Annotated in this window: 11 protein-coding genes; 9 read left to right on the plus strand and 2 right to left on the minus strand. The window is 66.4% G+C overall.

What is annotated here, in order from left to right:
* Nucleotides 1-168: 168 nt before the first annotated feature.
* From VMT65_RS02520 to VMT65_RS02540, 5 genes are all read left to right on the plus strand, one after another.
* Complete coding sequence (locus VMT65_RS02520; protein ID WP_326307416.1) at nucleotides 169-798, plus strand: TetR/AcrR family transcriptional regulator; 630 nt, start codon at nucleotides 169-171, stop codon at nucleotides 796-798.
* Nucleotides 799-1,012: 214 nt separating this feature from the next.
* Nucleotides 1,013-1,660 (plus strand): TetR/AcrR family transcriptional regulator, encoded by a 648-nt coding sequence (locus VMT65_RS02525; RefSeq protein WP_326306269.1) that lies wholly within the window; start codon nucleotides 1,013-1,015, stop codon nucleotides 1,658-1,660.
* Between the two features lie 83 nt (nucleotides 1,661-1,743).
* Complete coding sequence (mfd, locus tag VMT65_RS02530) at nucleotides 1,744-5,361, plus strand: transcription-repair coupling factor (protein ID WP_326306270.1); 3,618 nt, start codon at nucleotides 1,744-1,746, stop codon at nucleotides 5,359-5,361.
* Between the two features lie 68 nt (nucleotides 5,362-5,429).
* A complete protein-coding gene (locus VMT65_RS02535; RefSeq protein ID WP_326307417.1) occupies nucleotides 5,430-6,137 on the plus strand; it encodes a MazG family protein in 708 nt (235 codons plus the stop codon).
* 98 nt (nucleotides 6,138-6,235) lie between these two features.
* Nucleotides 6,236-7,207, plus strand: coding sequence for a hypothetical protein (locus VMT65_RS02540; protein WP_326306271.1), 972 nt, complete (start codon nucleotides 6,236-6,238; stop codon nucleotides 7,205-7,207).
* A gap of 97 nt (nucleotides 7,208-7,304) precedes the next feature.
* On the opposite strand, the gene VMT65_RS02545 is transcribed toward VMT65_RS02540, so the two are convergent.
* The gene (locus VMT65_RS02545) at nucleotides 7,305-7,685 is read right to left on the minus strand and encodes a hypothetical protein (RefSeq protein ID WP_326306272.1); all 381 of its coding nucleotides are present in this window, start codon (nucleotides 7,683-7,685) and stop codon (nucleotides 7,305-7,307) included.
* 77 nt (nucleotides 7,686-7,762) lie between these two features.
* Complete coding sequence (locus VMT65_RS02550; RefSeq protein WP_442790160.1) at nucleotides 7,763-9,196, minus strand: stealth family protein; 1,434 nt, start codon at nucleotides 9,194-9,196, stop codon at nucleotides 7,763-7,765.
* A 459-nt stretch (nucleotides 9,197-9,655) separates the two neighbouring features.
* On the opposite strand from VMT65_RS02550, the gene VMT65_RS02555 reads away from it, so the two are divergent.
* The 4 genes from VMT65_RS02555 to VMT65_RS02570 are packed head-to-tail and all read left to right on the plus strand — an operon-like array spanning nucleotide 9,656 to nucleotide 12,234.
* Nucleotides 9,656-10,144 (plus strand): hypothetical protein, encoded by a 489-nt coding sequence (locus VMT65_RS02555; RefSeq protein WP_326306273.1) that lies wholly within the window; start codon nucleotides 9,656-9,658, stop codon nucleotides 10,142-10,144.
* Nucleotides 10,145-10,161: 17 nt separating this feature from the next.
* Entirely contained in the window at nucleotides 10,162-10,737 is a 576-nt protein-coding gene (locus VMT65_RS02560; RefSeq protein WP_326306274.1) for a TerD family protein, read from the plus strand.
* Nucleotides 10,734-11,039: an MTH1187 family thiamine-binding protein gene (locus VMT65_RS02565; RefSeq protein WP_326306275.1), complete on the plus strand. Its 306-nt coding sequence runs from the start codon at nucleotides 10,734-10,736 to the stop codon at nucleotides 11,037-11,039. Before VMT65_RS02560 ends, VMT65_RS02565 begins: the two co-directional genes overlap by 4 nt.
* Nucleotides 11,040-11,085: 46 nt before the next feature.
* Nucleotides 11,086-12,234 carry a Fic family protein gene (locus VMT65_RS02570; protein WP_326306276.1) on the plus strand — a complete coding sequence of 383 codons (1,149 nt, stop codon included), beginning with the start codon at nucleotides 11,086-11,088 and terminating at the stop codon, nucleotides 12,232-12,234.
* Nucleotides 12,235-12,236 lie beyond the last annotated feature (2 nt).

Raw genomic sequence — 12,236 nt, forward strand, 5'->3', positions numbered from 1 at the left:
TACCCCGATCGTGCTAGATCAGTTGTCGCGTTGGGCAAAATCGGGTGGAGTTGATCCCCGCGCCGCCCGGCGACGTTAAGTCTGGGACAGTTGTTAGGGCATGTGGCGGCGAGGCAGGGAGGCGGATCGATGACGGCTGGCGAGGGTGGCAGGCCCGCGCGGGCGCGCATGACCGGGACCCAGCGCCGTCAGCAGCTCATCGAGATCGGGCGGGCGCTGTTCGCGGAGCGGGGGTACGACGCGACCTCGATAGAGGAGATCGCGGCGCGGGCGCAGGTGTCGAAACCGGTGGTGTACGAGCACTTCGGCGGCAAGGAGGGGTTGTACGCGGTCGTGGTCGATCGCGAGATGTCGACCTTGCTCGAGATGATCACCGCCTCGCTGACCCAGAACCGTTCGCGGGTGCGGCTCGAGCAGGTGGCGCTGGCGTTGCTCACCTATATGGAGGAGCGCACCGACGGTTTCCGAATCCTCATGCGCGATCAGCCGGTGTCGGCCGCGGAGGGCACGTACTCGTCTCTGCTCAACGAGGCCGTGAATCAGGTGGCGCACATTCTCGCCGGGGATTTCGAGCGCCGCGGGCTGGACCCGAATCTGGCGACGCTCTACGGGCAGGCACTGGTGGGAATGGTTGCGACGGCGGCGACCTGGTGGCTCGACGAGCGTCAGCCGTCCAAGGAAGTGGTGGCCGCGCACCTGGTGAATCTGTGCTGGAACGGGCTCACGCATTTGGAGGCGGATCCCAAGCTGGCGTCGGAATGGCCGAGCGGCAAAGGCTTATCGAACCCTGCAGTCTGAATTTTGGTCTGATATGTCTGTCCTAATGGGGCAGAACTGGACAGTTAACCAGCGAATTGCGAAGGAGGACGGGTCGAATGCTCGAATCGGCTGGCAGCGCGCAGCCGGGTGGTACGGTTCACCCATCCTTCGAGTGCTGTTCGAACTGTGATGTCGGTCAACTTCGGGATGTCGGTCTACTTCAGGATGGCTGGTTTGATGACAGGCGGATCTGATGGCTAGGCAAGCGCGTGCGGAGATCACTCGCGATTCCGTGCTCGCGGGCGCGGCCGATGTCTTTCTTCGGCTGGGCTACGCGAACGCGTCTCTCTCGGAGATCATCGCGCAGTCGAATGTGACCAAGGGCGCCTTGTACTTTCACTTCGGCTCCAAGGAAGAACTGGCCCGCGCCGTCGTCGATCAGGGCAACGAGCGACTGGTCAGCGCCTGCCAGGGATTCTTCGATCCGCGGGTGCCCGCGCTGGAGGCGTGCATCGGGATCACCTACGTGGTGGCGGATCTGACGATGAACGATCCGATGGTCGGCGCGATGCTCAAACTGACCCATCAGATCGGCGACTACCGCGGGGCGACCGGCGACAATATCGCCAAGACGTGGGGCGAGACGCACCGTTTGCTCGCCGAACGCGCCATCACCCAGGGCGATTTGAAGCCCGACCTGGACCCCGACACCATCGGCCTGCTGCTGCAGGAGATGACCACCGGCGTCCACATCGTCGCGGTCAGCACCGAATCCATCGATCAGATGGCGACCCGCATGGAACGCGCCTGGTACTTCCTGCTCCCCTCGATCGTGCCGGACGAGAAGGTCGCCTACTTCCGCGAGTTCGCCGCCCGCCGCCTGCGCCGCTACGTGCAGTAGGACGGTTCGCCCGCCTGTCGGATCGGGTGACTAGACTCGGTTGGCCTGTCTGAAACGCTGATCTGCGCCGAGGAGTCTGCCCCATGTCCACCCAACGTCCACCTTTGGCGGGCCTGGCTGCGGTGGCCGGTGCCGACGCGGCTCTGGAGCAGGTCAGGAGTCTGATCGGGCGGGACTCGGCCATGCTGATCGCGCCCTCGGCGGTGCGGCCGTTCGTGGCCTCGACCATTGCCGAGCAGCGGCCGCTGCTGGTGGTGACGGCGACTGGGCGCGAGGCCGATGATCTGACCGTCGAACTCACGGAGATGCTGGGGGACAGCGTCGCGGTGTTCCCGTCCTGGGAGACGCTGCCGCACGAGCGGCTCTCGCCGGGCGCGGACACGGTGGGTCGCCGGTTGCAGGTGCTGCGGCGGTTGGCGCATCCGGAGGATCCGGGCTTCGCGGGGCCGCTGCGCGTGGTGGTGACCACGGTGCGCTCGCTCATGCAGCCGATGGCGGCGGGGCTGGGGGAGATCGAGCCCATCGTGCTGCACAAGGGCGCGGAGTTCGATTTCGACGAATTGCTCACGCGGCTGGTGGAATTCGCCTACGAGCGGGTCGACATGGTCGGCAAGCGCGGCGAGTTCGCGGTGCGCGGCGGCATTCTGGACGTGTTCCCGCCGACGGCGGATCATCCGGTGCGCGTGGAGTTCTGGGGTGACGAGGTCTCCGAGCTGCGCGCCTTCTCGGTGCAGGATCAGCGCTCCATCCACGAGGTGCCGGTCGAGCTGGTGGTCGCGCCGCCGTGCCGAGAACTGTTGCTCACCACCGAACTTCGCGAACGCGCGGCCCGGGTGGCCGCGGAGAATCCGGCCGACGCCGCGCTGGTGGAAATGCTGGAGAAGATCGCCGAGGGCATCCCCGTCGAGGGCATGGAGGCGCTGCTGCCGGTGCTCCAGCCCGGCGAGCTGCAGCTGCTGGTGGATGTGCTGCCCGCGGAAACCCATGTGCTGCTGTGTGATCCGGAGAAGGTGCGCACCCGCGCAGCCGATCTGGTGCGCACCGGTCAGGAGTTCCTGGAGGCGTCGTGGACGGCGGCCTCCTTCGGCGGCGCCGCGCCGCTGGGCGCGCACGGACTGGATCTGGCCGCCTCCGGATATCGCGGGCTGGATGTCGTGCACGCCGATGCCGAGCGGCGCGGGCTGCCGTGGTGGACGCTGAGCCCGCTGGCCGCCGACGATCCGAACGAGATCGTGCTGCCGGTGGTCGCCGCCGCCTCCGCGCGCGGCTCCGAGGAACTGGTCGCCACCATCTTCGCCTCGCTGCGCGCGCACGTGTCGACCGGCGGGCGCGCGGTCATCGTGGTGGCCGGACACGGTACGGCGCAACGCATTCTGGAACGCCTGGCCGATGCCGAGGTGCCCGCGGCCGCCCTGGAGCCCGGTGCCGAGCCGGTGCGCGGGCTGGTCGGCGTGCTGTGCGGTTCGCTGCACGACGGCATCGTCTTCGACGAGTCCAAGCTGGTGGTGATCGCGGAATCCGATCTCACCGGCAACCGGGTCACCGCGCCCGGCGAGGGTAAGAAGCTGCCCGCCAAGCGGCGCAACCAGGTCGATCCGCTGGCGCTCACCGCGGGCGACATGGTGGTGCACGATCAGCACGGCATCGGTCGCTTCGTGGAGATGATCGAGCGGACCATCGCCGGTGCGCGGCGGGAGTACCTGGTCATCGAGTACGCGCCCGGCAAGCGCGGCCAGCCGGGAGATCGCCTGTTCGTGCCCATGGATTCGCTGGATCAGCTCTCGCGCTACGTGGGCGGCGAGATGCCGTCGCTGTCCAAGCTCGGCGGTTCGGACTGGGCCAATACGAAACGCAAGGCGCGCAAGGCGGTTCGCGAGATCGCCACCGAGCTGGTGCAGCTCTACGCCGCCCGGCAGGCCGCCCCCGGCCACGCCTTCGCCCCGGACACCCCGTGGCAGCAGGAGATGGAGGACGCCTTCGCCTTCACCGAGACCATCGACCAGCTCTCGGCCATCGCCGAGGTGAAGGCCGATATGGAGAAGGCGGTCCCGATGGACCGCGTCATCTGCGGCGACGTCGGCTACGGCAAGACCGAGATCGCGGTGCGCGCGGCGTTCAAGGCCGTGCAGGACGGCAAGCAGGTGGCGGTGCTGGTGCCGACAACCCTGCTGGCGCAACAGCATCTGCAGACCTTCACCGAGCGCATGGCCGGATTCCCGGTGGTGGTGAAGGGTCTGTCGCGCTTCACCGATCCGGCCGAATCGCGGGAAATCCTCGAGGGCATGGCGTCCAAGGACGTCGACATCGTGGTCGGCACCCACCGCCTGCTGCAGACCGGCGTGCGGTGGAAGGACCTGGGGCTGGTCATCATCGACGAGGAGCAGCGCTTCGGCGTCGAGCACAAGGAGCACATCAAGGCGCTGCGCACGCACGTGGACGTCTTGACCATGTCCGCCACGCCGATTCCGCGCACCCTGGAGATGTCGCTGGCGGGCATTCGCGAGATGTCGACCATCCTCACCCCGCCCGAGGAACGGCATCCGGTGCTCACCTACGTGGGCGCGTACAACGACAAGCAGGTGGCCGCGGCCGTGCGGCGTGAGCTGCTGCGCGACGGCCAGGTGTTCTACGTGCACAACCGGGTGGCCTCGATCGACAAGGCGGCCAAGCGGATTCGCGACCTCGTGCCGGAGGCACGCGTGGTGGTGGCGCACGGGCAGATGAACGAGGACATGCTCGAGAAGACCGTGCAGGGCTTCTGGGAGCGCGAATTCGATGTGCTGGTGTGCACCACCATCATCGAGACCGGCCTGGACATCTCCAATGCCAATACCCTGATCGTGGAACGCGCCGACGCCCTGGGCCTTTCGCAGCTGCACCAGTTGCGCGGCCGCGTCGGCCGGTCCCGGGAGCGCGGGTACGCCTACTTCCTGTATCCGCCGGAGAAGCCGCTCACCGAGACCGCCTACGACCGCCTGGCCACCATTTCCCAGAACTCGGATCTGGGTGCCGGTATGGCGGTGGCCATGAAGGACCTCGAGATTCGCGGCGCGGGCAATGTGCTCGGCGCCGAGCAGTCCGGTCACGTCGCGGGTGTCGGCTTCGACCTCTACGTGCGTCTGGTCGGCGAGGCGGTGGAGGCCTATCGCGCCGCCGCCGACGGCCGCCCGATCACGGTGGACGAGGAGGTCAAGGAGGTCCGCATCGATCTCCCGGTCGACGCCCACATCCCGCCCGACTACATCGCCTCCGACCGCCTACGCCTGGAGGCCTACCGCAAACTGGCCGCCGCCCAGGACGATTCGGCCCTCTCGGCGGTGGTCGAGGAACTCGTGGACCGCTACGGCCCGCTGCCGGTCGAGGTCGGCCGCCTGGTCTCGGTGGCCAAGCTGCGCCTGCTCGCCCGCGAGTACGGCATCGCCGAAATCGGCGTCACCGGAACCACATTGAAGGTCTCGCCCCTGCAACTGCCCGATTCCAAGCAGCTGCGCCTGAAGCGCCTCTACCCGAACGCCACCTACCGAGCCGCCACCGGCATCGTGCAACTCCCGCTCCCGCGCGTCGAGGACAGCGTCGGCGCGGCCCGAGTCCGCGATGTGCAGGTCCTCCAATTCGTCGCGGACCTGCTGCTGGCCCTCGATGGAAAGGCCCCCGGCGCAGTCGATGTGAAGGTCGCCCCGGAGGTACTCGCCCCGCGATGAGTTCCGACCGCCCGGTGGGCAATTCCCCCCGTGACGCCGCCGACTCACCCCGCCCTCCCGGCGAGCAGATGTGGACGTCGGGTGGCGAGGCCGGTGATATCGCCGCGATGACCCAGGCGCTGGGCGAGGCGGTCGATGTGATGGATCGGCTGTGGAATTTCGGCGGCTGGGAGGTCACCCAGACGCATGATTCGCTGCGGCCGTACCTGCTCGAGGAGACCTATGAGCTGCTCGACGCGATTCAGGAGCAGGACGCCGAGACGATCAAGGAAGAGCTGGGGGATCTGCTGCTGCAGGTGCTGTTCCACTCCCGGATCGCCGAGGCGGCAGGGGAATTCACGGTCGCGGAGGTGGCGGCGGCGCTGGTCGCCAAGCTGGTGCACCGCAGCCCGCATCTGCTCGACGCCGGGATCGATCGCGACGCCGATGTGGCCGACAAGATCGCGGCGCAGGAAAAGGCTTGGGAGGAGCGGAAATCCGCCGAGAAGGCGCGGCGCTCCTGCCTGGACGGCATTGCCATGGCCCAGCCCGCGCTGGCCCTCGCGGAGAAGGTTCGCTCGCGAGGTATCAAGGCCGGTTTACCGGAGGATTTGATTCCGGACGAGCTGCGATTCGTCGAACTCGGTGGCCCGGACAGCGCCGAAGAACGCTTGCGCAAGGCCACTCTCGTCTTCGCCGGTCGCATCCGCGCCGCCGAGGACGCCGCCGAAACCGCGCGCGGTGCGCGGCGGGCGCTGACGGCGGGGGACTGGCGCGAATTCTGGCCGCCCGCCTGACCGAAATCCCCCGCTTCGGTCGAAACCGGCATAGCGGAAGCGATGCCGAACGATAACGGCGGTGTTGCCTTCGGCTCGTTTCGGCTAGCGTCTGAGGGGTGCATGCTTCGGGGCGCGAATCGATCACCGAGTACTACCCGCCGAAAGCGGGTGCGGTCGGCGCGCTGGTCTTCTTCCTGGTGATGACCGCGCTGCCCGGTTTCGTGGTGTTCGACGGTGATGAGCACGTTTTCATGCGGGTGCTCGGCGGTGTGGCCATGGCGTTGTTCGGTTTCGGGGTGTACGCCATGCTCGAGGACCTGCTGCGCCCGCAGCCCACGCTGGTGATCAGCGATCAGGGCTTCACCTATCGCGGCTACCCGCACGTGGGATGGGCGGAGGTGGAACGCCTACGTCTGGGCATCGGCCGCCTGCGCAAGGGCGGTCGCGCCGAGCGGTTCGCCGAGGTGGTGCTGCGCGATCCGGTCGAATTCCGTGACCGCGTCCACGCTCTCGGCGATGTCACCGCCCGCAAGAACGTGGACCGCCCGCTGTTCATCGTCCCCGAACGCCTGCCCGTCCCGGTCGCCGCCGTCGTCGAGGTCATGCGCGAACACCATCCGGACCTCGTGGTCCGTGCCCGCGAGGACGAATCGTCCGAACCGCCCGCCGCCTCGCATTCCCCCGACCGCGACATGGTCGAAAGCGCCCTGGTGAGCGCCCTCACCGAGGCGCTGCCCGACAACTGGAACCTGGCCGTGCTCTGGTTCTGCCTGGTCGGCGACGACGGCCACGCCGGAATTCAGCTCGACCTCGCCGATTCCGACCCGGACGACCTGCAGCCCTCCGAGGAGATCCTCATGCTCCTCAACCGCCTCAAAGAGGTCTGCTACGACCAGATGACCGGCACCTGGCTCTCCGGCCAGGTCATGCTCCAATCCGCCTCCACCAAGGCCCAATTCACCCTCTCCTTCAAGGAGATCCCCGACTGGCTCCCCCTCCCCGACCCCGCCGAATGCCGCCGCGAACTCGCCACCTACCCCCGCGCGGGCGACGAAATCCCCACCTGGCTCCGCCAACGCATCTCGTGACCGACTCGGCCCGCGGTGTCGGCGTCGCATGCTGTGAAAACGTCGAAACCGGTTCAGGCTGGGCCTGAACCGGTTGTGCGGGCGATGGGGACGTTGATCAGTCGATCTGGACGCTCATGCCGTAGTCGATGGTGGCGTGGCTGGGCGAGGTCACCTTCAACTGATAGGAACCGTTGACCGGCAGCACGACCCGGTTCCACTGGCGCTCCCAGGACAGGGTCCCGGTGGGGCCGGTGATGGTGACGACGGCGTCGGACCAGTTCGGGCTGGCCTCCACGATCATGACCTGGCCACCGCGGGCGTCGACCTGGTAGGTGTCGTGACCGAAGCCCTGGATGTGGCCGTTCACGTACCCGTGGTCGGTGCCGTAGGCGAAGTAGATCTGGTGCACCTCGTCGGCCGAGGCAGAGCCGGAGCCGAGGATGGTGACGGTGGAAGCGGCGGCGAGGATGGCGGCGGCGAGGAATTTCTTCTGCATGGCACCAAGGTTCGGCGGGGCCACCAATCAGATTCCAACAGCGGACTATTGGTCCTCGTCACCGCCGCTGTTCCACCTCAGGCCGCGCCGGATTCGAAGGCCGTCATGGTCGCCGCGGTGGCGTCCGGCTTCTCCCACGGAGCGGGTTCGGGGAAATAGGTTTCCAGGAACTCCGAGACGGCACGCACCCGTTCGGCCTCCGGGACCTCCGGGAAACTACCGTCGTTGAGGCAGAAGAAGTCGACATTGCGGCGCTTGGCCAGACCGTCGAGCAGGGCCAGACCGGTGTACATGGTGGTGTCCACGTAGCGCATCTTCGCCGCTTCCTGCGGTACCGCACGACCGGTGAGCAGGGCGTAGTAGTGGTAGAGCGAATTCGTCACCGAGATATCGGTGGCGGAGCGGAAACGGCTGGCGCGGGTGCGGGCGAAATCCTCCGCGAAGACCTGCTCCATCTCCAGCAGGACACTGCGGCGCAACGGCACCGGGGTGTGTTCCAGATGCCGGGTGATGACATGCCCGAACCGCTTCGCCAGCAGCGCGCGATTGACCCGCGCCGCGTTCTCGAAACCGCTGCGGCGCTCATTGTTCGCCCCCGGACCGATACGTGTCCCCGCCTCGATGAAACGGCTGATCCCCGCGGGCGTGAAGAACATGGACGGACGCACCGGCCGCGCGAAGAACATGTCGTCATTGGAGTACAGGAAATGCTCCGACAATCCCTCGATGTGCTGCAATTGGCATTCCACCGCATGGGAATTGAACACCGGCAGCCCGCTGATGTCCGAGAAATGGTCCACCGCGCGGACAATGGTGACCTTCGGATCGTCGCCCAGCCAGTCCGGCACCCGGGAATCGGTGCAGATGAATATGCGCCGAATCCACGGCGCGTTCTTGTGCACCGAGCGCAGGGCGTAGCGCAGCTCGTCGATCTGGCGAATGCGGGCGTCGGCCTCGTCGCCCTCGCCGACCACCACCTGCGCCATCATTCCCGCACGGCGCGCCCGGAATTCGGGATCGGAGCCGTCCACCCAGGAGAACACCAGATCGATGTCGAAGCCGACATCGGTCGGGTTCGGGGTGAACATGCCCGCCAGGGTGGGCCAGCTGGCGTCGTAGAGCAGCACCGTGGTGTATTCCACGTCCGCGACGTCGAAGACCATGCGGGTCAAGGCATTCGGACGCGGGCATTCGACGGTGTCGCCGTGGTACTCCCACAGCTCGACCTCGACGTGATGCGCCGGATCCAGGTCCCGGCCGAGCCGGAACACATTGTGCTGCTTCTCATTGCAGGAGAATCCGGCGACCACCGCGGCCCCCAGCACCCGTCTCAACGCACCCCGATGGTTACTGTCCACCGCCAATATCAGCCGATGGGCGGCGTCGCGGATCAGCAGGTACGGCACCTCGGCGATGGTCAGTTCACCGCGCAGATAGCGCAGATCCTCGATCACCGCCTGGGATACCCCGAGATTCGCCACGGTCGCCCGACCCACCAGCTCATCCACCATCACCGTCTCCGCTCTCTGTTCGCACTTCACCTCACGCTCGGTCGCCTCGCAGCCCGGGTCGGTTCGTCTCGCGGCCCCACGGCATCGCCGCCGACCCGGATGTCGTCCGTGTCGGCGTCTGCCGTGAATCCGGTTGAAAAACCTTTGCGTTCGTCGACGCCGCCGCGCTCGGAAGGGAGCAGCGTGGGCGGACGAGCTTCACCGGACGGTCATCGGCCGGTTACTCGCATGACCTCGGTTGGACGAGGGACTGTAACGAATGATGCAACCGTTATCGCTTCTCGTCAATCTGTTTCCCCGCAGGTCCGAGTATGTTTTCACGTTCGTAACCGACAAACCGGACACGGCGGCCATCTCGGGTCCACCATTCTCGTGCCAGCGGGCCAGTGCGGCAACGGCATACACTTGCGGCAGCACAGTCCAGCCCGCTGTGCGCGAGCCGATGGTGAGGGGACGCGGATGGTAGCCGACGCGCGGGAACGTCAGGAGCCCTCGACAGGGAACCACCAGGATCACCCCGAATTGGATGTCCTGCCCGATTGGCCGCTCGACACCATCGCGGTCCTGGTGACCACCGACCCGGCACCGCACGCCATTCCGGTCTCGTGGCCGGTGCGCGCCGGGGACCGCCGAATCCTGCTCAGCCTCAAGTCCGATCGCGGGTCGCTGGCGCGGTTGCGGGAGCGGCCGGAGGTGGCGCTGCTGATTCTGGGCGGCGGCAATGTGGCGCTGTGCGCCCGCGGAAAAGCGGCCGTGCTCGCCGATCCCATGCCGGGCGCGGACGATTACGCGGCGGTGGAATTGACCGTCGAGGTGATCGACGATCACCGCCAGTCCGCCTTCGCGGTGGCCACCGGAATTCAGCGCACCGTCCTCGACGACACCGAACTACGCTATCTGGAGAAACGGGTCGCGACGCTCAAAGCCATGGCGGCCGACCGGAACTGAGTATCGAAGGAGATCGCGTGTCTGTCAGCTTGGCCAAGGGCGGAAATGTCTCGCTGTCCAAACAGGCCCCGAACCTCACCAAGGTCGCGGTGGCGCTGGGCTGGGATGTGCGCACCACCACCGGCGCCGATTACGACCTCGACGCCAGTGCCCTGGCCTGCGGATCCAACCAGCGCGTGCTCTCGGACGCGCACTTCATCTTCTACAACAACCTGCGCTCGCCCGAGGGCACCATCGAGCACACCGGTGACAATCTGACCGGCGCGGGCGACGGCGACGACGAGGTCATCAATGTCGATCTCGCCGCCATGCCGCCGACCATCACCAATATCTTCTTCCCGGTCTCCATCCACGAGGCCGACATTCGCCGCCAGTCCTTCGGTCAGGTCCGCAATGCCTACATTCGCGTGATCGACGCGGTCACCGGTTCGGAGCTGGCCCGCTTCGACCTCACCGAGGACGCCTCCACCGAAACCGCCATGGTCTTCGGCGAGCTCTACCGCCACGGTCCGGAATGGAAGTTCCGCGCCATCGGCCAGGGCTACGCCTCCGGCCTGGCCGGTATCGCCCGCGATTACGGTGTGAACGTTTGATAGTCGCCTTCTCGGTCTCCCCCCTCGGCGTCGGCGCGGACGTGGGTCGCGCCGTCGCCGAAGCGGTCCGCGTCGTCCGCGCCAGCGGCCTGCCCAATGAGACCAACGCCATGTTCACCACGATCGAGGGCGAATGGGACGAGGTCATGGCCGTCGTCAAACAGGCCACCGACGCCATCCTCGCCGTCTCCCCGCGCTGCTCCCTAGTCCTCAAGGCTGACATCCGCCCCGGCGTTACCGAAGGAATGAAAACCAAGGTAGAAGCAGTCGAGCGCTATCTCACGGAAGAACAGCCACGCTGATCACCCGTCTTTGACGCAATAATTACGTCAAAGTATCATCGCGACTATGCTGTTCTCGACGCCTACTCTTACCGTTGCCGATCGTCGCGTCTTAGCCGACGTCGATCGGATGCGCGACGAACTGCGGCATGAGATTCAGATGATGCCTGGTAAGTGGGCAGGCGGCCTACGGAAGTTCCTGACAGCGGACGCGGTCGCGGCCTCCAACTCGATCGAAGGCTTCAAGGTCTCAACGATCGACGTCGTGGATCTCATGGCGGGTGAACGCGATGTCGAAGTCTCCGACGAGAACAAGGCCGAGACCCTCGCCTACGAACGAATGATGACGTACATCCAGTCGCTGCACGATGTGAGCGATTTCCGCTACAGCAAGGGCTTTCTCAATGCATTGCACTGGATGTTGCAGGGGCACAAGCACACTCAGCGTCGGCCCGCTGGACAGTGGCGACACGGACCGGTGTATGTGACCGACGCCCGCGATTCGAGCATCGCCGCATATACCGCGCCGGACGCCGACTTGGTGCCAGCCCTTATGAGCGAACTGGTGGAGTGGCTCAACGCCGATGACGAAGCCCATCCGCTGGTACGCGCGGCGATGGCTCACCTGCACCTGGTGTGCATCCACCCCTGGGCAGACGGCAACGGTCGCATGTCCCGATCGCTACAAACGCTGATGATCGCTCGCGAAGGCGTTCTCGCACCCGAGTTTTCGTCCATCGAGGCATGGCTCGGTAGGCCAGGCAATACCTGGGAGTATTACCAGGTGCTCAACCGGAAGGGCAGCACCTATCAACCGGATCGGGACGTATCCGAATGGATTCGATTCAATTTGACCGCATATCACCAGCAAGCCCAGACAGTCCACGCTCGGTGGGCGCGTTCCGGCACGGTCTGGGCGATGCTCGACGAGTACGTGGCGGGCATTCATCTGGATGAGAGGGCCGTCAGCGCGCTGCACGATGTCGCGATGTCCGGGCGCGTGCGGCGAATGCGCTACGAGCAGGCCGAAGGGCTGAGTCTGCAGCAGGCGCAGCGTGATCTGCGGGATCTGGTCTCACTCGGTGTGCTCGAATCGGTAGGTCGAACCCGTGCTCGCTTCTACACTGCGGGACCGAACTATCCGGCAGACGTGCTGGAGGTAGCGAGCACCCCCGCCGTCCTCGAAAACCCCTACGAACGAGGCGCTCGCTCCTAACG

It is taken from the genome of Nocardia sp. CDC153, from assembly GCF_035818515.1.
Classification (GTDB): domain Bacteria; phylum Actinomycetota; class Actinomycetes; order Mycobacteriales; family Mycobacteriaceae; genus Nocardia.